The 22,003-nt window shown below is 64.7% G+C and carries 19 protein-coding genes, 3 tRNA genes and 1 pseudogene; 8 read left to right on the forward strand and 15 right to left on the reverse strand.

Annotated features, from left to right (window positions below; genetic code table 11):
- Window positions 1–4 precede the first annotated feature (4 nt).
- The 5 genes from H681_RS04725 to H681_RS04745 all read right to left on the reverse strand — a co-directional run bounded on the left by H681_RS04725 (window position 5) and on the right by H681_RS04745 (window position 3,190).
- Complete coding sequence (locus H681_RS04725; RefSeq protein WP_015475695.1) at window positions 5–631, reverse strand: PilX N-terminal domain-containing pilus assembly protein; 627 nt, start codon at window positions 629–631, stop codon at window positions 5–7.
- Window positions 628–1,473, reverse strand: a complete 846-nt coding sequence (locus tag H681_RS04730; RefSeq protein ID WP_015475696.1) for a PilW family protein — start codon at window positions 1,471–1,473, stop codon at window positions 628–630. Before H681_RS04730 ends, H681_RS04725 begins: the two co-directional genes overlap by 4 nt.
- Window positions 1,470–2,030: a type IV pilus modification protein PilV gene (pilV, locus tag H681_RS04735; protein WP_015475697.1), complete on the reverse strand. Its 561-nt coding sequence runs from the start codon at window positions 2,028–2,030 to the stop codon at window positions 1,470–1,472. Before pilV ends, H681_RS04730 begins: the two co-directional genes overlap by 4 nt.
- 8 nt (window positions 2,031–2,038) lie before the next feature.
- A complete protein-coding gene (locus H681_RS04740; protein WP_015475698.1) occupies window positions 2,039–2,527 on the reverse strand; it encodes a GspH/FimT family pseudopilin in 489 nt (162 codons plus the stop codon).
- Between the two features lie 150 nt (window positions 2,528–2,677).
- Complete coding sequence (locus H681_RS04745; protein WP_015475699.1) at window positions 2,678–3,190, reverse strand: GspH/FimT family pseudopilin; 513 nt, start codon at window positions 3,188–3,190, stop codon at window positions 2,678–2,680.
- Window positions 3,191–3,388: 198 nt separating this feature from the next.
- Here H681_RS04745 and thiO point away from each other — a divergent pair, with 198 nt between their 5' ends.
- A complete protein-coding gene (gene thiO, locus H681_RS04750) occupies window positions 3,389–4,498 on the forward strand; it encodes a glycine oxidase ThiO (RefSeq protein WP_015475700.1) in 1,110 nt (369 codons plus the stop codon).
- Between the two features lie 327 nt (window positions 4,499–4,825).
- On the opposite strand, the gene H681_RS04755 is transcribed toward thiO, so the two are convergent.
- The 4 genes from H681_RS04755 to H681_RS04770 all read right to left on the reverse strand — a co-directional run bounded on the left by H681_RS04755 (window position 4,826) and on the right by H681_RS04770 (window position 9,163).
- The gene (locus tag H681_RS04755) at window positions 4,826–6,166 is read right to left on the reverse strand and encodes a sigma-54-dependent transcriptional regulator (RefSeq protein WP_015475701.1); all 1,341 of its coding nucleotides are present in this window, start codon (window positions 6,164–6,166) and stop codon (window positions 4,826–4,828) included.
- 15 nt (window positions 6,167–6,181) lie between these two features.
- Window positions 6,182–7,771: a sensor histidine kinase gene (locus H681_RS04760; RefSeq protein WP_015475702.1), complete on the reverse strand. Its 1,590-nt coding sequence runs from the start codon at window positions 7,769–7,771 to the stop codon at window positions 6,182–6,184.
- Entirely contained in the window at window positions 7,761–7,997 is a 237-nt protein-coding gene (locus tag H681_RS04765; protein ID WP_015475703.1) for a PP0621 family protein, read from the reverse strand. The genes H681_RS04760 and H681_RS04765 overlap by 11 nt, the downstream gene beginning before the upstream one ends.
- 143 nt (window positions 7,998–8,140) lie before the next feature.
- A complete protein-coding gene (locus H681_RS04770) occupies window positions 8,141–9,163 on the reverse strand; it encodes an outer membrane protein assembly factor BamD (protein ID WP_015475704.1) in 1,023 nt (340 codons plus the stop codon).
- Between the two features lie 148 nt (window positions 9,164–9,311).
- Here H681_RS04770 and rluD point away from each other — a divergent pair, with 148 nt between their 5' ends.
- From rluD to clpB, 3 genes are all read left to right on the forward strand, one after another.
- Window positions 9,312–10,271 carry a 23S rRNA pseudouridine(1911/1915/1917) synthase RluD gene (gene rluD / locus H681_RS04775; protein WP_015475705.1) on the forward strand — a complete coding sequence of 320 codons (960 nt, stop codon included), beginning with the start codon at window positions 9,312–9,314 and terminating at the stop codon, window positions 10,269–10,271.
- Window positions 10,268–10,993 (forward strand): peptidoglycan editing factor PgeF, encoded by a 726-nt coding sequence (gene pgeF, locus H681_RS04780; protein WP_015475706.1) that lies wholly within the window; start codon window positions 10,268–10,270, stop codon window positions 10,991–10,993. The genes rluD and pgeF overlap by 4 nt, the downstream gene beginning before the upstream one ends.
- A gap of 249 nt (window positions 10,994–11,242) precedes the next feature.
- Complete coding sequence (clpB, locus tag H681_RS04785; protein WP_015475707.1) at window positions 11,243–13,807, forward strand: ATP-dependent chaperone ClpB; 2,565 nt, start codon at window positions 11,243–11,245, stop codon at window positions 13,805–13,807.
- Between the two features lie 131 nt (window positions 13,808–13,938).
- On the opposite strand, the gene H681_RS04790 is transcribed toward clpB, so the two are convergent.
- The gene (locus H681_RS04790; RefSeq protein WP_015475708.1) at window positions 13,939–14,292 is read right to left on the reverse strand and encodes a PilZ domain-containing protein; all 354 of its coding nucleotides are present in this window, start codon (window positions 14,290–14,292) and stop codon (window positions 13,939–13,941) included.
- A gap of 10 nt (window positions 14,293–14,302) precedes the next feature.
- Window positions 14,303–16,588, reverse strand: coding sequence for a DUF1631 domain-containing protein (locus H681_RS04795; protein WP_015475709.1), 2,286 nt, complete (start codon window positions 16,586–16,588; stop codon window positions 14,303–14,305).
- A gap of 211 nt (window positions 16,589–16,799) precedes the next feature.
- Between H681_RS04795 and H681_RS04800 the strand changes: the two genes are divergently transcribed.
- From H681_RS04800 to H681_RS04810, 3 genes are all read left to right on the forward strand, one after another.
- A tRNA-Asn gene (locus H681_RS04800) sits at window positions 16,800–16,875 on the forward strand.
- 9 nt (window positions 16,876–16,884) lie between these two features.
- Window positions 16,885–16,961: transfer RNA gene (locus H681_RS04805), tRNA-Pro, on the forward strand.
- A gap of 5 nt (window positions 16,962–16,966) precedes the next feature.
- Window positions 16,967–17,042, forward strand: a tRNA-Lys gene (locus H681_RS04810).
- A 365-nt stretch (window positions 17,043–17,407) separates the two neighbouring features.
- Here the strand turns inward: H681_RS04810 and H681_RS04815 are convergent.
- The 4 genes and pseudogenes from H681_RS04815 to H681_RS04830 form a co-directional block, all read right to left on the reverse strand.
- Window positions 17,408–17,644: pseudogene (locus H681_RS04815) on the reverse strand (catalase); the annotation flags it as partial.
- A 207-nt stretch (window positions 17,645–17,851) separates the two neighbouring features.
- Entirely contained in the window at window positions 17,852–18,775 is a 924-nt protein-coding gene (locus H681_RS04820; RefSeq protein ID WP_015475711.1) for an MBL fold metallo-hydrolase, read from the reverse strand.
- 78 nt (window positions 18,776–18,853) lie between these two features.
- Entirely contained in the window at window positions 18,854–20,056 is a 1,203-nt protein-coding gene (locus H681_RS04825) for an NAD(P)/FAD-dependent oxidoreductase (protein WP_015475712.1), read from the reverse strand.
- A gap of 295 nt (window positions 20,057–20,351) precedes the next feature.
- Entirely contained in the window at window positions 20,352–20,726 is a 375-nt protein-coding gene (locus tag H681_RS04830; RefSeq protein ID WP_015475713.1) for a response regulator transcription factor, read from the reverse strand.
- A gap of 332 nt (window positions 20,727–21,058) precedes the next feature.
- On the opposite strand from H681_RS04830, the gene H681_RS04835 reads away from it, so the two are divergent.
- A complete protein-coding gene (locus H681_RS04835) occupies window positions 21,059–21,994 on the forward strand; it encodes a LysR substrate-binding domain-containing protein (protein ID WP_015475714.1) in 936 nt (311 codons plus the stop codon).
- Window positions 21,995–22,003: the final 9 nt, after the last annotated feature.

Genomic DNA, 22,003 nt, shown 5'->3' on the forward strand with positions numbered 1-22,003 from the left:
GCTCTTAGTTGTTCAGGCCAAGGTAGATGTTGGCGTGTGTCGACTGGAGGTAGAGGGCGTCGCCGGCCTTGCCATTGTTGAGATAGAAGTACGTGCCCTGGCCTTCGGCGGCCATGCCGTATTCCGCGTTGATCGCCGCGTTGCCGGTTTCGACCGCCAGGGTGCTGTTCCAGGACGCCGGATAGTCGGCGTTGGATTCTGTCGTGTTCGCGGGGTCCGTACCGCGGTAGGGCATCCAGAGCAGACCGTCCTGCGATTCGGCCTTGAGGAAGTCCTCGTCGGCATCTGCGGGCGAGTCGACGAAGGCGAGCAGGTGGTCGTCGTCGATTGCCAGGAGGCAGGGCTTGTTCAGACCGTTGGTTTTCAGGGTGTTCGCCGTGCTGCAGTTGTCGGCGTTGGCTTCCAGCTTGTCGGCCAGGTAGCCCGGACCGTAGAAACGGAACTCGGCCTCGCGCAGGCCCGCATCGGCGACATTCTGAAGTTTCGTGTCGTGGGCGCGGTTGGCGGTGATGCGCGTTTCAAGGGTTACGCCGCGCATGCTGCCGACGGCCAGCAGTGTGAGCAGCAGCAGCATGACGAGGGCGACGAGCAGTACCGCGCCGCCCTGGGTTTTGCGGGAATGGGCTGTCATGGCATGAAGTTCCTGACGGTCTGGGTACTGCTGGCGACCTGATAGATGCTCTTCTTGTCCGCTTTCTGCAGACGGGTCCGGGTGGCGGTCGAGGCGACGGCCAGCCAGTCGCTGAGCACTTTCGAGTCGTCGCTGTCGCGCTGGCCTTCGCGGCTGGCGAGCAGCAAGGCGTAGCGCACGCTGCGAATGGCACCGTCGTCCGGCGTCCAATCCGCTTGCGGGATGTACGACGACACTTCCTTTTCCAGCACGTCCGCGCTGCCGATTCCGAAGTCCAGGCGCAGATCGGCAATGCCGGCGAGCAGTTCGCTGTACTGCGGGGAGGCAGCGTTCAGGCTCTTGCACAGCAGGCGCCCTTGCTGCAGGGCGGCGCCCGGCTCGTACTTGAAGGCCAATACGGTCAGGTCGTCCTCGACGGCGGGGGTCGAAGGAAAGGCTTCGTCGTACTCGACGGAACTGGCCTCACCCTGGCAATCCAGCTCCCCGCTGACTTGCGGCTGGTAGCGGATGCAGAACCCGGCGCCCTGGTCGGTGGCGAGTCCGGTGATGGCGTGGCCTGCGTCGAAGGCCTGGCACCCGTCCGCGGCGGCACGGCTGGGGAAGACGATTTCCAGCAATGACGACGGGTTGCGGCGGTAGCCTGCCTTGCCCAGGTAATGGTTGAGGGTCAGCGTGGCGAATCGGCCATTTTCCAGGTTGTTGGCCTGATTCTGCTGGAAGACGTAACTGCGCTTGTTGTCGATGTAGACCTGGGTGATGCCAAGGATCAGGAAGCTGCTGATTGCCAGCGCGATCAGCAGTTCGACCATCGACAGGCCGAGCTGGCGCTTCATCGTGTTCATGGCTCTACTCGCACGGTGTAGGTGCAGACGGTGGCGTCGGTGTCGGCGTCGTCCAGGCAGGCGCCTTCGCGAACCTGCCAGGCCAGATGAATCTCGATCATCGAGCCGGCGTCCTCATCGCACTCGCCAGGGGCGGGGCTGCGGCAGATGTACATGTCGCTGGTGAACAGGTCCTCGCCGCCGGGAAGCACGCTCTCGACCTTGTCGGCCCAGCAATCGCGCTGCTCCTGTGCCGTTCTCGCGATACGGGTCGAGCTGGCGACGCAGTCCTGACGGTCGGAGAAGTCCTGCCCGGCCCCTTTGTAGAACAGCGAACTCGCCTTCATCCCGCTGTTCATGGGGTTTTTGGGGGGCGTGTCGCTGAACAGCTCCTGCGGATTGGCCCTGACGATCTCGATCAGGTCATTCGCCAGTTCGACGGCTGTGTTGCGTTGCACGGAGTCCTGGGTGTACTGGATGCTGCGCCCCTGCAGCGCCAGCATGCCGAGCACGCCGACGGTGGTCAGGAGGAGTGCCACAAGCACCTCGATCAGGCTGAAGCCTTTGTCGGTCGTCATGGCGTTTCTCACAGGGTGCAACTGTCCAGGGCAGTGTCGTCGGCATCCTTCGTCCCCTGGCGGAACAGCTTGACGGCGCCGCTTGCCTGGACCTCCAGGTAAAGCCCCGTGGCGGTGTCGTCGTTGTGGCAGACAGTGAAGGCGGTCGCCGTTGCCGTACCGTTGCTCCTGAACTTGATTTCATCGGCGCTGGCGCGGATCTGCGCGAGTTCAGGGTCGTGCTTGAGCTGACGGAGTGCATCGTCGGCATCGCCGCGCTTGACGTTCCAGAGGTCATCGCCGTCGGCGGCCACGATGAGCGTGGCCTTCTGGCTCACGGCTTCGCCACGGGCGTAGAGCAGGAAGGATTTCAGTTCATCCGCCTGGGTTTGCAGGCGATTGCGTTCGATGGTCGCGGTGAAGCTCGGGACGGCCAGCGTGGCGAAAATCGCCAGCAGGGTCACCACGATCATCAATTCGATCAGCGTAAATCCAGCTGATTCCTTGGGGCGCGACATAGCGCATTCCTCGCGTTTTAAGTCGCGGCCATGCTGCCGTCTGTCGTCTGAAAAGTCCTATATAGACAGATGACCGTTCGCTATAGCGCGATGTTCGGTCATGCGATCTGCATATATGTGAAGCCGATCGCGCCGCGAGTGTGATGCGGGTCATCGAGGGCAGAGCGAGTTTGCATCGCCGGCCTCCCGGCGAATTCTTCCGGCTCTGTTGATCACGATCCGAGCGGCTGATGGCGTATTGGCGCAGAGCACGAAATGCCCGGAATGGAAGGCGCCGCTGGGCTGGATGCTGTAGCCACCCGGTGTGTAGTGGAGGTAGCGCAGGGAGGTGGCATCCGGGACGACGGTGATGTGCGCGAGGGCTGCGTGGGTGGACAGCAGGGGCTCGGAGGGTTCGCGAACGCCGTTGTTGTTGCTGTCGACGAACAGTGTCCAGCCCTGGGCCCAGTTGCCTTCGAGCGCGGCGATGCTGACGGGCTGTCCGCTCAGCGCGGCTGTCGCGCGCGCTTGATTCAGGGCGCTCTGCAACTCCTGAGTCGCGACCTGCAGCCGGTGCTCTTCGATGAGCTGGCCGAAGCCTGGTGCGGCGATGGAGAGGGCGATGGCCAGGATGGCCAGGGCCACCAGCAGTTCGATGAGGCTGAAACCCGTGCGTTTGAGCATGATCCGTCCCTGGGTGGTGATGTCGCCAGGGAGTATTGATGGTGAGCCTGGGAGCACCTGCCGTCAGCTCCGATGCTTGGGTAGGACGCTTCCGCGCTGCGTGTAGTTGTCGTCCGTCACCCTGTTCATCCTGGCGCCCGGTATAGTGGGCGACTGGCGATTTCCCTTTGGTTTTCCATTAGAGATGTGGGGCGTTGTATGCCGGATGTGATCGTGGTGGGCGGCGGGGTCGTGGGGCTGTTGTCGGCCTGGACCCTGGGACAGGCCGGGGCCGAGGTGCTCCTGCTGGAGCGGGGCGAGACCGGGCGCGAGGCTTCCTGGGCGGGGGGCGGGATCGTCTCGCCGCTCTATCCCTGGCGTTACAGCCGGGCCGTGGCCAACCTGGCGCACTGGTCGCAGGACTTTTATCCCGACCTGGGCCAGCGGCTGCTGGCGGACACCGGCGTCGATCCGGAAGTGCACGTGACCGGTCTGTACTGGCTGGATCTGGACGACCAGGACGATGCCCTGGCCTGGGCCCGCGCCCACGGCCGCCCGCTGTCGGAGGTGGCGATTTCCGCCGTGCATGACGCCGTGCCCGTGCTGGGGCAGGGCTTCAACCGAGCGGTGTACATGGCGGGCGTCGCCAACGTGCGCAACCCGCGTCTGGCCAAGTCACTGCGGGAGGCGCTGGTGCGCCTGCCGAACGTTTCGGTACGCGAGCAGGTCGAGGTGAGCGGCTTCCTGCGGGACGGCGATGAAATACGGGGCGTGCGCACCGCGCAGGGCGATTTCACGGCGGACTCGGTCGTGCTGGCGGCCGGTGCCTGGAGCGGCCAGTTGCTGGCGACGCTGGGGCTGGAGCTGCCGGTGGAGCCGGTGAAGGGGCAGATGATCCTCTATCGCTGCGCCCCGGACTTCCTTTCCAGCATGGTGCTGGCGAAAGGGCGCTACGCGATTCCGCGGCGCGACGGGCACATCCTGGTGGGCAGCACCCTGGAGCATGCCGGCTTCGACAAGACCCCATCGGACGAGGCGCTGGCCAGCCTGCGCGCGTCGGCAGAGGAACTGATTCCGGCGCTGGCGGGAATGGAGCCGATCAAGCACTGGGCGGGCCTGCGTCCGGGATCGCCGCAGGGCATTCCGTTCATTGGCGAGGTGCCGGGGCATCGCGGCCTGTGGTTGAACACCGGGCATTACCGCAACGGCCTGGTGCTGGCGCCGGCGTCCTGCCAGTTGCTGGCGGACCTGATGCAGCGGCGTCAGCCGATCATCGAGGCGACGCCTTATGCGGCGGAAGGGCGTCTGGTTGCTACACCGCTGGATTGAGCGTTTCCAGCGGGGCATCGCCGCTTGGCTTGCCGGAGCGGCTGTCTTCGGTTGCTCCGCAGGATGGCGTGGAGCGAAGCGATACCCGTCACGGCAGATTTATTTTGTACGAAGAGCCCGCCCTGCAAAGGGCGGGAGCATCGCGGACGGAGCTCGCTACGGGTAACGAGGCATGTTGTCGCGCTCGTAGCAGCGGACTCCGTCCGCGATCTGGCGTCGAGCCGGATGTTGCCCGGTGCCGTGCGGTTCGCGAGCAAGCGCGCTCCTACGAAGAGCCATCTACACACGACTGTAGCGAGCTTGCTCGCGAACCAGGAGTCGCTGTTCTCAGTCGATCCCCAGCTTCTTCAGCCGGTAGCGCATCGAGCGGAAGGTGAGCCCCAGGCGCTGCGCAGCCGCGGTGCGGTTCCAGCGGGTTTCCTCCAGGGCTTGCATGATCAGCTTGCGCTCGATGTCTTCGAGGTAGTCCTCGAGGTTGTCGATCTGCGCGAGGCTCGCCGGGCCGCCGTTGTCGCCGCTGCTGGTGGTCTCGGCCAGGCGCAGGTCATGGGACTGGATCACGTCGTTCTCGCACAGCGTGTAGGCGCGCTCGAGCATGTTCTCCAGTTCGCGCACGTTGCCGGGGAAACGGTAGCTCTTGAGCTTCTCCACGGCATCGGAACTGACCGTCGCCACGGGCAGTCCGACATCGCCGGCCAGGCGCTTGAGCACGCGGTCGGTGAGCAGCGGAATGTCTTCGCGGCGCTCGCGCAGTGGCGGTACGCGCAGCTCGATGACATTCAGGCGGTAGTAGAGGTCCTGGCGGAAGCGGCCGGCGGAGACTTCCGTGGCGAGATCCTTGTGGGTCGCGCAGAGGATGCGTACGTCCACCGCGTTTTCCTGCTGGCCGCCGACGGCGCGCACGGCTTTTTCCTGGATCGCGCGCAGCAGCTTGACCTGCATGGGCAGCGGCAGGTCGGCGACCTCGTCGAGGAAGAGGGTGCCGCCGTTGGCGGCCTGGAACAGTCCCAGCTTGTCCTCTACCGCGCCGGTGAAGCTGCCTTTCCTGTGGCCGAAGAACTCGCTTTCCATCAGCTCTGACGGAATCGCCCCGCAGTTCACCGGGACGAAGGCGATATTCGCGCGCGGACCCTGTTCATGGATCAGTCGGGCGACCAGTTCCTTGCCGCTGCCCGATTCGCCGCTGATGTAGACCGGTGCCTGGCTGCGCGCCAGCTTGGCGATCTGGTTGCGCATCTGGCGCATCGGCGGCGAGTCGCCGAGCAGGCGGTTGTCCACCGGGGCTTCCTCGGCATCGGGGAAGCGCAGGCGCAGCGCCGTGCCGACCAGTTCGCGCAGGCGCGCGAGGTCGACGGGCTTGGTGAGAAAGTCGAAGGCGCCGGCTTTTAGCGCCTGGACCGCGGTGTCCAGGCTGCCGAACGCGGTGATCATCGCCACCGGTGTCTGCGGATGGCGCTGCTGGATGTACTGCACCAGATCCAGGCCGGTACCGTCGGGCAGGCGCATGTCGGTGAGGCAGAAGTCGAACGGCTCGCGGGCCAGGAGCTCACGCGCTTCCTTGACGTTGCGGGCGCTGCGGGTATCGAGCTTCATGCGACCGAGGGTGATCTCCAGCAGCTCGCGGATATCGGGTTCGTCATCGACGATCAGGGCTTTTTGACGACTCATGCTCTTTGCGTGTTCTTAGCTTTGTTTGCGTGGATGGGCGAAGGTGATGCGGAAACAACTGCCTCCTTCGTCACGCGTTTTATAGTCCAGGCGCGCCTGGTTGCTTTCGCACAGCTCCCGGGAGATGTACAGCCCAAGACCGGTGCCTTTGCTCTCGGTGGTAAAGAATGGCTCGAACAGCTTCACCCGCTGTTCGGCGGCGATGCCCTGGCCGTCGTCCAGCACTTCCAGGATCGGCAGGTCGGTTTCGCTATCGCGGAACAGGCGCAGCCACACCTGGCCGGTGTCGTTCTTCTTGGCGCTGTACCGTAACCCATTCTGCACAAGGTTGGTCAGCACCTGCGTCAACTGATGGGGGTCCATGCGCGTCTGCACGGTGCCCGGTCCGGTTTCGACGTGCAGTTGCTGGCCGTCCCGCAGCCCTTCGCGCATTTCGCCGGAGAAGCGCTGCAGCCAGTACTTCAGGTCGAGCAGTTGCGGTTCGGCCTGGCGGCGGCGGGACAGTTGCAGGACGTTCTCGATCACCAGGTTCATCCGCCGCGACTGGTCCTGGATGATCTGCGTCAGCCGCCGATCCGGCGGGTCGAGCTCTTCGGATTCCAGCAGCAGTTGTGCAGCGTGGCTGATGGCGCCCAGGGGGTTGCGGACCTCATGGGCGATGCCGGCGGTCAGCCGGCCGAGGGCCACCAGCTTGAGCTGTTGCGCCTGCTGGGCGATCTGCGAGATGTCCTCGAGGAACATCAGGATGTGCTGTTCGTTGCCACGGTGCAGGGGGATGAAGGCGGGCTGCACGCTGGGCGCGGTCTCGCGTGGCTGCAGGCTGGGCGGCCGCAGCGCGGGGTTCTGCTGCCATTGCTGCAGGCTGGCGAGCAGCGCCGGGGTGTGCTCGGCCAGCGAGTGGCCGGTCAGTTCCTGCCCGCCGAGCAGGGTGGTGGCGCTCTGGTTGGCCAGCAGCACACGCTGCTGGTCGTCCAGTACCAGGATGCCGGTACGCATGCGCTGGAGAATCAGGGCGTTGAGTTCTTCGAGGTTGGCGACCGTGGTGGCCCGCTGTTCCGCAAGGTTCTCGACGATCTGCTGGCGGCGCGCCAGGGCCTGGATCAGCAGCGCCGAGGCGAAGCACATGGCGCCCAGGCTACCCGCTTGCACGTAGTAGTTGAGGGCCAGCGTCTGGGTGAGGCTGAGATAGAACGTCAGGTAGATCAGGCCGATGGAGGCCAGTGCGGCGATCAGCAGGCCAACGCGGCCGCGCAGCAGGATGTTGGCGATGGCGACGGAAACCACCATCAGGTTGCCGATGCCGCTGGGAACGCCGCCGGCGGCGTAGAACAACCCGCTGAGCATCAGCACGTCGCATGCCGCCAGCACGAACAGCGGCATCAGCTTCCGGGGCGCCGGCATCAGGACCGCGACCAGAATGTTGACCACCAGATAGGTCCAGCAGCCGATATGGAACAGCTCGGTGTGGGCGAGCTTGAGGATATCGTCGTCGTAATTGCTGGAAATCAGCAGTACCAGCGCCAGGCCGATGGTCAGGCGGTACAGGTGGTACAGGCGCAGGACGCGCAGTCCCTGCCCGGTGAGCGAGATGCCGTCAGTGCCCACGGTCTGTGCGGTCCTGCTCGAGGTGCGCGCGGCTGCAGTACCAGTTGCTCTCGTCCTGCAGGGCATTGCTGCGCGGAACGTGCACTCCGCACTGGGCGCAGCGGACCATCGGCACGGTCTGTTCCTCGCCGGATGCCGGTGTGCTGGGACGGGAAGGGCGGGTGGCCTTGCGCCACAGCCACCAGGCCAGGGCGAACAGTGCGATCCAGAACAGCAGGCGGGTCATGGCATTCCCTTATTTCGTCGAGAGCCGCAGTGTATCCAAGGCGTGCCTTCGCGCACAGAGACGTGGTCCGCGCAGGCGGACGATCACCCACGAAAAAGGGAGGCCGAAGCCTCCCTTGATCAGGGGTCCAGGACGTTCGGCACTCAGTCGAAGATGCCGAAGGTCATGTAGCTGAACCAGGAACGACCGCTGTCGCTGTTGCCTTCGGCCTCGTGCTCTTCTTCCTGCACGTCGGACTGGTTTTCGGGCTTGAGCTCGGCCGGGATCTGCTGTTCGGCGTCCTCGTACTGCTTGATCACGTCCTTGCTCGCCTGGGTTTCCATGTGCGGCGGGGCGTCGTTGGTCTCGATCAGGCCCAGGGTCGCCTTGGCCAGCCAGGAGCGGTTGTCGGCCTCGTCCTCGCGCGGGACGAACTGACCGTCCTTCAGGCTCGGGTTGTCCGGATAGTTCAGCTTCAGGGTCTGCAGGCTGGAGTCGGCCAGGTCGTTCAGGCCCAGGCGCTGGTAGGCTTCGACCATGATCGCCAGGCCATCGCCGACGGCCGGGGTTTCCTGGAAGTTTTCCACCACGTAGCGGCCACGGTTGGCGGCGGCGACATAGGCCTGGCGCTTGAGGTAGTAGTGGCCGACGTGCACTTCGTAGGCGGCCAGCAGGTTGCGCAGGTAGATCATGCGCGCCTTGGCGTCCGGCGCGTAACGGCTGTTCGGGAAGCGGCTGACCAGCTGTGCGAACTCGTTGAAGGAGTCGCGGGCGGCGCCGGGGTCGCGCTTGGTCATGTCCAGCGGCAGGAAGCGCGCCAGCAGGCCACGGTCCTGGTCGAAGGAGGCCAGGCCCTTCAGGTAGTAGGCGTAGTCGACGTTCGGGTGTTGCGGGTGCAGGCGGATGAAACGCTCGGCGGCGGAACGCGCGGCCTCGGGCTCCATGTTCTTGTAGTTGGCGTAGATCAGCTCCAACTGGGCCTGTTCCGCGTAACGACCGAACGGATAGCGGGACTCCAGCGCCTTCAGCTTGGTCACGGCGTTGGTGTAGCTCTTGTTGTTCAGATCGTCCTGGGCCTGCTGGTACAGCTGGCTTTCGCTCAGGTTCTCATCCACCTTCTCGCCCTTGGAGGAGCAGGCGGTGACGAAGGCGAGGATGGCGATCAGCAGCAGGTGTTTCACTTGCATGGCGGCTTGCGTCCCTGGACGGTCGGCTGTCGCGGCCGCAACCGTCTGTTATGATTGGCGCCCCAGGGGGTTACCCTGGGACAAAGGCCCCGTATTTAACCACAGCGTGCAGCCGAACCAAAAGGCCGCGCGCCCTTCGTGTCCCGCCATGTCCGATATCATTCAACTCGCGGCAGAAGTGCCGTTCGACCTCGGTGGTCAGCGTCTCGACCAGGTCGCCGCCCAGCTCTTCTCCGATCACTCCCGCTCGCGCCTGTCCGGCTGGATCAAGGACGGCCGCCTGACGGTCGATGGCGCCGTGCTGCGCCCGCGTGACACCGTTCACGCCGGCTCGCGCCTGGAACTGCAGGTGGAACTGGAGGCCCAGGGCGAGTGGAAGGCCCAGGACATCGAGCTGGACATCGTCTATGAAGACGACCACATCCTGATCATCGACAAGCCGACCGGTCTGGTGGTTCACCCTGCCGCCGGCCACCAGGACGGTACCCTGCTCAATGCGCTGCTGCATCACGTGCCGCACCTGGCCAACGTGCCGCGCGCCGGCATCGTGCACCGCCTGGACAAGGACACCACCGGCCTGATGGTGGTGGCCAAGACCCTCGAGGCCCACACCAACCTGGTGGCGCAGTTGCAGGCCCGTTCCGTCAGTCGGATCTATGAAGCCATCGTCACCGGCGTGATCGTTTCCGGCGGCACCGTCGATGCCCCCATCGGTCGTCACGGCGTGCAGCGGCAGAAGATGGCGGTGGTCGATGCCGGCAAGGTCGCGATCAGCCATTACCGCGTGCTGGACCGCTTCCGCGCCCACACCCACGTGCGGGTGAAGCTGGAGACCGGCCGTACCCACCAGATCCGCGTCCATATGACGCATATCGGCCATCCGTTGGTGGGCGACCCGACCTACGGCGGGCGTTTCCGCATCCCGCCGGGCGCCAGCCCGACCCTGATCGAATCCCTACGCGACTTCCCGCGCCAGGCCCTGCACGCGCGCTTTCTCGAGCTGGATCACCCGCATACCAACGTGCGGATGAAGTGGGAATCGCCGCTGCCGGATGATTTCACCTGGCTGCTGAGCCTGCTGCGGCAGGATAACGAGTCCTTCGTATGAACCCCTGGCTGACGCCCGACTGGCCGGCGCCGGCCAATGTCCGCGCCTGCGTGACCACGCGTGCCGGGGGCGTCAGCGCAGAACCCTTCGACGGCCTCAACCTGGGCGACCACGTCGGCGACGAGCCGGCCGCGGTCGCCGAGAATCGCCGCCGGCTGACCGCCGAACTGGGTTGTCAGCCGGCCTGGCTGAGCCAGGTGCATGGTCTGGCGGTGGTCGAGGCCGATCCGTCGCGCGTCGCCACGGCGGACGCCAGCTGGAGCGCCACGCCGGGGATCGCCTGCAGCATCATGACCGCCGACTGTCTGCCGGCGCTGTTCTGCGACCGCGCCGGCACCCGCGTTGCCGCCGCCCATGCCGGCTGGCGCGGACTGGCCGGTGGTGTGCTGGAAGCCACGCTCGACGCCCTGGGGAGTGCGCCGGATGAACTGCTGGTCTGGCTGGGGCCGTCCATCGGCCCGCAGGCGTTCGAGGTCGGTCCGGAGGTGCGCGAAGCCTTCCTTGCGGATCACGCCGAGGCCGGGTGCGCCTTCGTACCCAGCGCCAATGCCGGCAGGTTCATGGCCGACATCTATGAACTGGCGCGCATTCGCCTCGTCGCAAAGGGCGTGACGGCGGTCTACGGTGGCGGTCTGTGCACCTTCACTGACACCGAACGCTTCTATTCCTACCGCCGCAACCCCCGCACCGGCCGCCTGGCCAGCCTGATCTGGCTCGCTTGAGCCGGGGCCGCACCGGCGCCTTCCTGTAGGCGCGAGCAAGCTCGCTCCTGCGAAGAGCACGCGCATTGCCATGAACGTCCACGGCAAACCTCGCCCAGACGCCCGGCAAATGCCTCGAACTGACGGGTGTCATGGCCAAATGGCTTGAACCGACCAAAATCGTCCTTATCTATCTGACATCCCGGCGGGCTTTGTCGTGACCAGGGGCACCCATCGCTCCGGCTCGCTATAGAAAGGAAGGACGACCCCATGCGAATCGACCGTTTGACCAGCAAGCTGCAGCTTGCACTCTCCGATGCCCAGTCCCTGGCCGTGGGACATGACCACCCGGCCATCGAGCCGGTGCACCTGATTTCCGCCCTGCTGGAGCAGCAGGGCGGTTCGATCAAGCCCCTGCTGATGCAGGTCGGCTTCGATATCCCCGCGCTGCGTGTCGCGCTCGATAAAGAGCTGGATACGTTGCCGAAGATCCAGAACCCCACCGGCGACGTGAACCTGTCGCAGGACCTGGCGCGCCTGCTCAACCAGGCCGACCGCCTGGCCCAGCAGAAGGGCGACCAGTTCATCTCCAGCGAGTTGGTCCTGCTGGCCGCGATGGACGACAACACCCGACTCGGCAAGCTGCTGGGCAGCCAGGGCGTGTCCAGGAAGGCCCTGGAAAACGCGGTGGCCAACCTGCGCGGCGGCGAAGCGGTCAACGACCCGAACGCCGAAGAGTCGCGCCAGGCGCTGGACAAGTACACCGTCGACATGACCAAGCGCGCCGAGGACGGCAAGCTCGACCCGGTGATCGGCCGTGACGACGAAATCCGCCGGACCATCCAGGTCCTGCAGCGCCGCACCAAGAACAACCCGGTACTGATCGGCGAGCCCGGCGTGGGCAAGACTGCGATCGTCGAGGGCCTGGCCCAGCGTATCGTCAACGGCGAAGTGCCCGATGGCCTGAAGGACAAGCGCCTGCTGGCGCTGGACATGGGCGCGCTGATCGCCGGCGCCAAGTTCCGCGGCGAGTTCGAGGAGCGTCTGAAGGCGGTGCTCAACGAGCTGTCCAAGCAGGAAGGCCGGATCATCCTGTTCATCGACGAACTGCACACGATGGTCGGCGCCGGCAAGGCCGAGGGTGCGATGGACGCCGGCAACATGCTCAAGCCGGCCCTGGCCCGTGGTGAATTGCACTGTGTCGGAGCCACCACCCTGGACGAATACCGCCAGTACATCGAGAAGGACGCCGCGCTGGAGCGCCGCTTCCAGAAAGTCCTGGTGGACGAGCCGAGCGAGGAAGACACCATCGCCATCCTGCGTGGCCTGAAAGAGCGCTACGAGGTGCACCACGGTGTGACCATCACCGACGGCGCGATCATCGCCGCGGCCAAGCTCAGCCACCGCTACATCACCGACCGCCAGTTGCCGGACAAGGCCATCGACCTGATCGACGAGGCCGCCAGCCGCATCCGCATGGAGATCGACTCCAAGCCGGAGGAACTCGATCGCCTGGACCGCCGCCTGATCCAGCTGAAGATCGAGCGCGAGGCGCTGAAGAAGGAAGACGACGAGGCCACCAAGAAGCGCCTCGCCAAGCTGGAAGAAGACATCGCCAAGCTCGAGCGCGAGTACGCCGACCTCGAGGAAATCTGGAAGTCGGAGAAAGCCGAGGTCCAGGGTTCCGCGCAGATCCAGCAGAAGATCGAGCAGGCCAAGCAGGAAATGGAAACGGCCCGGCGCAAGGGCGACCTGGAAAGCATGGCGCGCATCCAGTACCAGACCATCCCGGACCTGGAACGCAGCCTGCAGATGGTCGACCAGCACGGCCAGACCGAGAAGCAACTGCTGCGCAACAAGGTGACGGACGAGGAAATCGCCGAGGTCGTCGCCAAGTGGACCGGCATCCCGGTGTCCAAGATGCTCGAAGGCGAGCGCGAGAAGCTGCTGCGCATGGAAGACGAACTGCACAAGCGCGTCATCGGCCAGCACGAGGCCGTGGTGGCCGTATCCAACGCCGTGCGCCGTTCCCGCGCGGGCCTTGCCGATCCGAACCGTCCCAGCGGCTCGTTCCTCTTCCTCGGCCCGACCGGGGTGGGCAAGACCGAGCTGTGCAAGGCGCTGGCCGAGTTCCTCTTCGACACCGAGGAAGCGCTGGTGCGCATCGACATGTCGGAGTTCATGGAGAAACACTCCGTGGCTCGCCTGATCGGCGCCCCGCCGGGCTACGTCGGCTACGAAGAGGGCGGCTACCTGACCGAGGCCGTACGCCGCAAGCCGTACTCCGTGGTGCTGATGGACGAGGTGGAGAAAGCCCACCCGGACGTCTTCAACATCCTGCTGCAGGTGCTCGAAGACGGCCGCCTGACCGACAGCCACGGGCGCACCGTGGACTTCCGCAACACCGTGGTGGTGATGACCTCGAACCTCGGCTCGGCGCAGATCCAGGAGCTGGTCGGCGACCGCGAAGCCCAGCATGCGGCAGTCATGGACGCGGTGAACTCGCACTTCCGTCCGGAGTTCATCAACCGGATCGACGAAGTGGTGGTCTTCGAACCGTTGGCCCGCGAGCAGATCGCCGGGATCGCCGAGATCCAGATGGGCCGTCTGCGCAAGCGCCTGGCCGAGCGCGAGCTGAGCCTGGAGCTGAGTCGCGAGGCGATGGACAAGCTGATCGCCGTCGGCTTCGACCCGGTGTATGGCGCGCGGCCACTCAAGCGTGCGATCCAGCGCTGGATCGAGAACCCGCTGGCGCAACTGATCCTCGCCGGCAAGTTCAACCCTGGCACGCAGATCCACGCCAAGGTGGAGAACGACGAGATCGTCTTCTCCTGATCCAAACCCCATGAAAAAGCCCGCCAATTGGCGGGCTTTTTCATGGCTTTGCGTAGGAGCGAGCTTGCTCGCGAACAAACTCTGCAGTGGGCCAGGGGGCGCGAGCAAGCTCGCTCCTACAGAACGTCGAATCAGCCGGTCTCGCGGGCGCCACGGAGCATGACCAGCAACTGCTCGATCAGATCGGCCTGATCCTCGGCGATATCGATGATGTGGAAGCCCGCCCAGCCCAGTTGGCCGTCGACGCCCGCGCGGCTCCACAGGCAGTCGGCGCCCAGGTGGATCTCGCCGATCTCATCCAACGGTGGCGCCGGCACGAGCCGGCAGTCCCAGACCGAATCGACGTCCGGCACGCCCACACCGCAGAGCATGAAGCCTTCGCTGGACAGATCGGCAAGGCGTCCGAGACTGCGCCCGGAGTGGCGGTCGAAGACCTCCACGGTCAGCCCGGTCTGCTGCCGGTTGTGCTGGCGACGTTCTCCCATCGAGTGTTCCTCAGTGTTGTGCCGGGGCGCGCCCGGTAATGCGTTGCAGGACCCGGTAGATCGCATTCAGTGCGCGATCCATCAGCGGGACGGCATGTTCCGCGGGGATCAGGCGAACCGTGCCAGACTCGATTTCCCGCGCCAACTGCACCAACGGTTTGACGGCCACGCGCTGGCCGGTTTGATCGACGAACATATAGTTGCGAGTGGTCGGGCTGAACCACGACAGCTTGAGCCGACGGGGCGGCGTGACGTCGCGAAATTCGAACCAGGTGCCGAACTCCACCTGAGCCAGTTCCTTGATCAGCTCGCGCACACGCTCGGGCAGGGGCTCTCCGGCGCTCAGGTCGAGGCTGTGGACTTCCGCGCCAAGCATGACGCCCAGCGGGCTTTCCGGCAGGTCCTGGCGGAATTGCGCCGCGACTTGCGGCTGCTGGGTCTGGATCGCGTGCTGGCAGGCGACCAGGTCCTGCAGCAGACGGCGGATGCCATCCTCATGGTAACCACCGAGCAGCTCCAGCCCCTTGCGCAGCTCATCCAGAAGACCGAGACGCAGCGCCTGCAGATGCTCGCGTCCCGCCGCGTCCAGCGGGGTGACGCTCCAGGCCAGTTGCTCGCCCACCTCGCAGGCGCGCTTCCACTCGTCGCTGTGCTCGCCGGCGCGCAATGCAATGAAGGTCAGCGCATCGCACCAGCTGAGTTCGAGGAAGTTGCGCACCAGGGGTGGCAGGTCGCGTCCTCCGGTGATGCCGGCAATGACTTCCAGTGCCTGCTCGCGGGCAGCCAATAAACGGTCGCGTCCGCGCGCCGCTTCCATCGCGCGCCGCTCGCGCAGCTCCACCTTCTGCCGCAGGTTGGCGACGTACTCGTTGAACTCGCCCAGCAGCGCGTCGAACAGGCTGAAGTCGCCGACGAAACCCTGGACTACCTGTTCCACGACCCAGTGCATCTTCGCCAGCAGGCTGCGCTCCTCATCCTCGCCACCGTAGATCACGCCGGCCTGGGCCATCGCGTTGAGCAGTTTGCGCGCGGGATGGTGGTGCTGGGTGAACAGCTGCTTGTCCTGCAGGGCGACCTTCAGATAGGGCGTGTGCAGGTGGGAGAGGGTGGTCTTGCAACTATCGGGCAGGTTCTCGTCGTCGAGAATGAAGTCGAAGACCATGCCCACCAGGTCGATGACGTCGGCCTCCTGGTCGGTCAGGCGGGTATTGGCCGGGTATGCGGCGCCGGCCTCCAACTGGCGCTGCAGGTCGGCTTTCAGAGCCTCTACCGGCTGCGGTTGGCGCAGGCGCTGGGCCAGTTCCTGGGCGGACTCGCGTTGCAGGCGGTTCAGTGCTTCGAGCAACTCCCTGGCGCTGTAGGTCGTGGTAGCGGCGTCGGAGGAGGGACCGAAGCTGGCGATGCTGTGGCTGTTGCCGAACAGCGTGGCCTTGTCGCCGCGCCGGCGGTGTTCGGCCAACAGGACGGCCAGCCCACCGAACAGGGCGTTGCGGTCGGCCGGCGGGAGGTCCGGCAGGTCACCGACATCGTAGTGGTGTGGCTGCAAGGGCGGTGCCGTGTCTTTCTCGGGAGTGGCGGGCCGCGCTGTCGGAGCGGGGCGGTCGTCGGGGGCGCGGTACTTGAGGTTCGGCAGGATACCTGCGTCGGCCAGGCGCTGGTTGAGCTGTTCGTAGAGCGGCGCCAGGTGTTGCATCACCTGCTGTTCGAACAGGACATAAAGGATGGTTTTGACGCGCAGCGGAAAAGCGGCCTGCGCCAGGGTCTCGCTATAGGCCCGGACAATGGCCTGGGGGCCGAAGGGGTTGCGGTCCTCGCCGATCTTGCTGCCGTTGTTGAGCAGCGCCAGGCGTTGGCCAAGGGCGAACAGTGGCTGGACGCATTGCGCCTTTACCTGGTTCACCATATTGATGATGAGCAGGGTCTCTTCATATTCGTCGTGTTCGACCAGCGTCAGATGGTCGGCATCCAGCTCTTCATAGGGATCGTCTGCCGGCAACCGGCCTTCGAGGAAGTCGCTCAGCCCCTGAGCGATGCGCTGGTGATAGAAGCGCTCGAGTGCCGGCCGTTCCTTGCGGATTTCCCTCATGGCATCGAAGAACAGCGCCTGGACCTGATTGTTCTCGGCCTTTTCAGCACCCTCGAACAGCGTGTCGTCGACCTGGGAAAAGACATTGCCGAGCAGCTCGGCCAGTCGGTTCATCACCAACTGGCGACAGACTTGCACCAGCTCGCCGAACCGCGGCTGGATCATGCGGCTGGCGATCGACGAGGGCGGAGGAGTGTCCTTGGTGCTCATGGCCTTCCTGTCCGTGATCGGTCCGTTACACCCGCGGTGATCACTCATGTCATTCATGCAGATATAGCAATCCGCCTGCGCCCCTGCAAAGCAGAGAAAAACTTTTTGGATCAGAGTGTTGACAGACGTTTCGATATACGTAAAATGGCGCGCCTCTGATACGGGAATCCGGTGAAACCGGAAGCGTAGAAGGGATTGGAAGGCTCGTCGTTCCGCGATAGCTCAGTCGGTAGAGCAAATGACTGTTAATCATTGGGTCCCTGGTTCGAGTCCAGGTCGCGGAGCCAACTTCCAAGCGGGGTATAGCGCAGTCCGGTAGCGCGCCTGCTTTGGGAGCAGGATGTCGGGAGTTCGAATCTCTCTACCCCGACCAAATTTGGGTCGTTAGCTCAGTCGGTAGAGCAGTTGGCTTTTAACCAATTGGTCGTAGGTTCGAATCCTACACGACCCACCAGTTTCGCAGCGGTTGTACGGTACCAGGAATTTCTGGTCTTGCAGCCGCCAGGAGTGAACCTTGGGCTCGCTCCTTGTGATATGAAATAGCCCGCCTTCCAAGGCGGGCTTTTTCGTTTCCAGGCCAGTGGAATCAGCTATTTGGGCGTAGGGCAGCATGCAGTTGCGGGCAGACCTCACATTCGCCCAGGCTACCGGGATGTTCGATATCCTGCTGGTCACCGGCGGTCCCTCCTTGTCCGACGCCCCGCTGGACCCGAGCCTCATCGAGTAGCTCAGCAAGGCTCCGGCCCATGCGATTACCCACGGCTCCATCTGTACCGGTGCTATCAGGGCGGTCTCTCAGGCAGGCGGCAAGCCCAGGGCAATATCCTGGGTGACTGTGAAGGTGCCATGGGCGCCCCATCCCTTGGCATGCATGCGCCGCTCAGGGATCACTTCGCGGTCGAAGTGAGCCAGTTTCTCGATCAGCCAGATATCCTGCAATAACGCCGGGCCGCGAGGGCCGGCGGTCATTGTGTTGAGGTTGTCCGCTACCGGAGCACCGGTGGCATGGGTCAGGGTAGGCAGCGCGCCGTTGTCGGGTGAGCGTGTGTCGGTCATCTCGATGGCTCCAGGCTTGAAAGGGTGAGCACGGGCACTCGCCCTGATTCGGTCAGGCCGAACCGACGATGAGCGAGCAGATTCGTGGGTAGGAGTTGCTGCGGGGCTTAATCAGCCGATAGCTGCCACTGGAAATGAGAGCCCCTGTTCCGGCGGGCGCTCGAAAGGCGCGGCCGATCGGAACAAAGGGCTGTGGCACCTGGGCTATCAATAGTCCCAGAAGCCGGCGATCCAGCGGAAGGCGTCACCGTTGATGGCTACGCGGCCAACCGAGGGGAAGGGCAGATGGGTGGCGACGAACAGCTCGCCGCTGGCCGCCGCTTCGCGTAGCAGGCGTACCCGCACATGGACTGATTCTTCCGGATTGTGCTCGAAGCCGTTGTGCCATTCCGGGTGGTCGAAGGCCACCGGGAAAAGTGCGTCGCCTGCGAAGGTCAGGCGCTCTCCGGCGGAGTCGACGTAGACGATGCAGTGGCCGGGGGTGTGGCCGCCGGTGAGTTTCGCCACCACGCCTGGCGCCACCTGGTACTCCTCTTCGAAGATGCGCAGGCGGCTCTGGTAGTGGGCCATGAACTCGTTGGCGGTGCGCCGCAGGACGTCCGGCACTGGCTGCGGCATCTCGGTCAGGCTGAAGTCGGGGATCTTCCAGAAGTCGACTTCGGTGGCCGTGACGTGGATGCGCACCTCAGGGCTCAGGCCGTTCTTCACGGTGTCGGTGAGCAGCCCGCCGATGTGGTCCATGTGCATGTGGGTGATCACGATATCGGTGATCGACGACAACTCGATGCCTGCATCCTTCAGGCGCCTGGGGAACTGCCCGGCGCGGGGAAAACCGGGGAACTGGTTGCCCAGGCCGGCGTCGACCAGGATAGTCTGCTCACCGCTGCGCACCACTAACACGTTCAGAGCCCAGTCGAACATGTCCGGACCCAGGTACATCTCCTTGAACCAGGCCGCACGTTCTTCCGGGGTGGCGTTGGTGGACATGGTCTCGGTCGGCAGCGGCAGCACTCCGTCGCTGACCACAAGCACCTCGATCTCGCCCAGGCGCAGGGCATAGCGCGAAGGCACCAGCTCCTGGCTTGGGTTGGCGGCATTGGGCTGGGCGAAGGTATTCAGGTGCATGGTCATGGTGCTTCTCCTGTTGTTTGTCGATCGAGTCCATCAGGCGGAGGGCACTCCCTCCGGGCGAGGGAGTGCGGGAGGCGGTCAGGCCACCGGGATCAGCGGGTCGGCGGCAGCCAGGGCGGTCCGGCGGTCGGCCGCCGGTGGGTAGATCCACACGGTGTTGATCTGCGTCTTGAGCTCCTTGGCCTCGGCTTTCACCAGCTTCAGCTGGCGGTCCCAGCCTTCGGTGTACACGGCGCCCCACGCGCCCAGGTCGAGGCAGGTGACGTACTTGGGCTGGCGGTACTGCAATGGGTCGATCCCGAGCAGGTCGGCGGCGGCGTTGTTGCCGGCGTAGCGGCCAAGGCTGATCGCATGCTGGCAGGACATCGCGGCGAAGTTGCCGAGGTCGTCGGTGGCGGCGTAGGCCACGTCGCCGGCGGCGAACACGTCCGGCAGGCCACGCACCTTGAGGTTGCCGTCCACGTGCAGGCGGCCCTGGCCATCGCGCTGGGCAGTCAGCTGTTCGGTCAGCGGGCTGGCGCGGAAACCCACGGTCCAGATCACCGTGTGGCTCTCGATGTGGCGGCCGTCGTCGAGGGTCACGCCTTGGGCGTCCACGGCGGAGACCGTGGCGCCGGTGATCCACTCGATACCCAGGCTGGCGGAGGCCTCGATGATCGGCGGGCGGATGCCTTCGCCCATCACCGCGCCGATGCGCTCGCCGCGATCGACGATGATCACCCGCACATCCTGGTCGTCACCCAGCACCGCACGCAGGCGGGCCGGCATTTCGGTGGCGGTCTCGATACCGGTGAAACCGCCGCCGCAGACCACCACGGTGTCGCGTGCGCGGCTGGCCGGCTGGTTGCGCAGCGACAGCAGGTGGCTTTCCAGGTGCGCCGCCGACTCGATCTGGTCGACGTCGAAGGCATATTCCTTCAGGCCCGGCACCGGCGGGCGGGACAGCTGGCTGCCGCTTGCCAGCACCAGGCGGTCGTAACTCAGTTCGGCGACGCGGCCGGCATCGTCGCGGTAGCCGACCTTGCGGGCCTGCTCGTCGATGCTTTCAGCGGTGCCCTTGACGAAGCGCACGCCCACCGCGCCGAACAGTTCATCCAGTGGCGCGAACATGCTGTGCACGTCGGGTTCGTAGAAGCGCGGGCGAATGCGTAGTTCAGCCTGCGGCGCCAGCAGGGTGATATCCACATCGTTGCGGCCGTGCATGTCCAGCAGGCGGGCGGCGCTCAGGGTGCTCCACAGTCCACCGAAGCCCGCGCCAATAACCAGAAGTTGCTGTTTCATCATGTGCTCCTGACTCGAATGGATGAATTGCCTTGAAGTAACTGCTTCAAGTTCGGCGTGACGCTGACTGGTTGTCGAAAACTGCGGTTCGCGTTGTTCTATCTGCAGTCGTCCGCTGTGAATCCATGCTAGGGAGGAGAATTTCCAGGCGCACTTCTACATCGGTGTGCGGGAATTACGCATGTGTTGAAGGGAACTATACGAAGGTATCGAAGAGGAGCTGCGCGCAGCACTTTGTCGGGCAGTGACTTGTCGTGCAGTAGGCGCGAACCGTAACTTTCAGAAGTTCGGCTGTTCAGGGTTTCAAGAGCAGGGCGGTCTCGATGCAGTCCAGCAACTGTTCGGCTTCGAACGGCTTGGGCAGGCAGGCGATCACGCCGGGCATGTCCGTGCTGATGCGCGGCCGCTCGCTGGGGTATGCGGTAATGAATATCACCGGAAGGTCCAGGCCACGGGTACGCAGCGTCTCATAGAGCTCCACGCCACACATGTCCGGCATCTGGATATCGGAGATCAGGCAGTTGGCCAGTTCCAGGCCGTCGGAGCCCAGGAATTCGCGGGCTCCGCCATAGGTGCGTGCCAGATAACCGGTGGCGCGCAGCAGGCCTTCCAGCGCGGTGCGAAGGGACTCATCGTCGTCGACTACTGCAATGACAGCCTTATTGCGCATTTGCTTCCTCTGGGGCGCTCGTGGCGGCGCCTGCCGTACTTGCAAGATACGCCATCGAACAAGTCGGAGAAGTATACCTAGGTATAGATGGGCAATGCTTGGGTATGAATATTCCGGTATACAGTCTGATCTCGATGATGTTCGCTGCGATAAGTTTGCCGTAGCAATACCCAGGTATCGGTTCGGATAGCCAACGGATGGTGATATTGCACCCATGTACAACTGACCCCATGGTTACGCCTGAATAATCTGGAGTCACATCGCAAGCCTGGAGAAGTGAGCGGGCACAGCGAAAAGCTGTTCGAATCCAACTTCACCTGGAGGGCGGACCCATGAACAGAAATGATCTGCGACATGCCGATATCAACTTGCTGGTTGTCTTCGAGACCATGATGCGCGAGCGCAACGTGACCCGGGCGGGTGAACGTCTGTTTCTCTGCCAGACCACTGTCAGCAGCGCGCTGAACCGGTTGCGGGCAATGTTCGACGATCCGTTGTTCATTCGCAGCGGGCGGGCGATGGAGCCCACCGCGCGGGCCGAGGAAATCCACGCGCGCCTGGGGCCAGCCCTGGACGGCATTGCCCTGGCCCTGAGCTGCACCCAGGAGTTCGACCCGCGCACCAGCGAAGAGATCTTCCATGTCGGGCTGTGCGACGAAGTCGAATACGTGCTGCTGCCCCGGCTGATGCAGCAGCTTCGCACCGAGGCGCCGAATGTCACGCTCGTCGTGCGGCGGGTGGATGCGTGGCAACTGCCACAACTGTTGGTCGCCGGGGATATCTCCCTGGGGATCGGCCAGGCGCAGGAACTGCCGGCCAGTGCCCATTGCCGCAGCCTGCGCCCGGTACAGCCGATGCTGCTGCGCGCTGATTTGTCGGCGGGACCGGTGAGCCTCGATGAGTTCTGCCGGCGCCCCCATGTGGCGGTGTCCGCGCAGGGCAAGATGATCGACGACATCGATCGTACCCTGGCGCGCCATGACCGGAAGCGCAGGGTGGTGCTGGCGGTGCCGCAGTTCAGTGCCTTGCCGGCGCTGCTGGCCGGCAGCGATATGCTCGCCATCGTGCCCGACTACGTGGCCCAGGTGATGGCGCGGGTAGAAGGACTGCGTGCTGAATACGCGCCGCTGCCGCTGTCGAGCCCGGACCTCTCCATGGCCTGGCGCGGCACCAGCCATGCCGACCCGCGCGAGCGCTGGCTGCGTTCCTGCTTCGCCCGTCACCTGGCCCGGCAGCCGGAGCGTTCGCTGGCGCTGTCCGCGGCCTGAGCGAGGCTG

This window comes from Pseudomonas sp. ATCC 13867 (assembly GCF_000349845.1).
GTDB lineage: Bacteria > Pseudomonadota > Gammaproteobacteria > Pseudomonadales > Pseudomonadaceae > Pseudomonas.